Source organism: Burkholderia sp. Ac-20392 (genome assembly GCF_017104585.1).
GTDB classification, from domain to species: domain Bacteria; phylum Pseudomonadota; class Gammaproteobacteria; order Burkholderiales; family Burkholderiaceae; genus Burkholderia; species Burkholderia lata.
In genome coordinates this window covers 1-618 of sequence record NZ_JAAGPB010001191.1, presented here as the reverse complement: position 1 = coordinate 618, position 618 = coordinate 1, and the positions used below count along the sequence as shown (strand labels likewise).

Genomic DNA, 618 nt, shown 5'->3' with positions numbered 1-618 from the left:
GCAAGCCGCATCAGCTCTCCGGCGGCCAGCAGCAGCGCGTCGCGTTGGCCCGCTCGCTGGTCAAGCGCCCGAAGCTCTTGCTGCTCGACGAGCCGATGTCCGCGCTCGACAAGAAGATCCGCCAGAAGACCCAGCTCGAACTCGTGAACATCATCGAGAAGGTCGACGTGACGTGCGTGATGGTCACGCACGATCAGGAAGAGGCGATGACGATGGCCAGCCGCCTCGCGGTGATGAGCGAAGGCAAGATCGTGCAGATCGGTGCGCCGGGCGAGGTGTACGAATTCCCGAACAGCCGCTTCTCGGCCGAATTCATCGGCTCGACGAACCTGTTCGAGGGCCGCGTGGTTGAAGACGAGCCCGATCACATCTTCGTCGAGAGCGACGACCTCGAAGCACGCATGTACGTGAGCCACGGCATCACGGGCCCGCTCGGCATGCCGGTCGGCATCTCGGTGCGTCCGGAGCGCATTCACGTGTCGCGCGAGAAGCCGGGCTCGAAACACAACTGGGCGCGCGGCGTCGTGACCGACATCGCGTACATGGGCAGCTACTCGCTGTATCACGTGCGCTTGCCGAGCGGCAAGACGGTCGTGTCGAACCTGTCGAGCTCGCACC

1 protein-coding gene is annotated in these 618 nt (G+C 64.4%); it reads left to right on the top strand.

The window, feature by feature from the left end; translation table 11 throughout:
- The coding region (locus G3N99_RS41540; RefSeq protein ID WP_206125349.1) for a TOBE domain-containing protein at nucleotides 1-618 on the top strand (618 nt) is incomplete at both ends.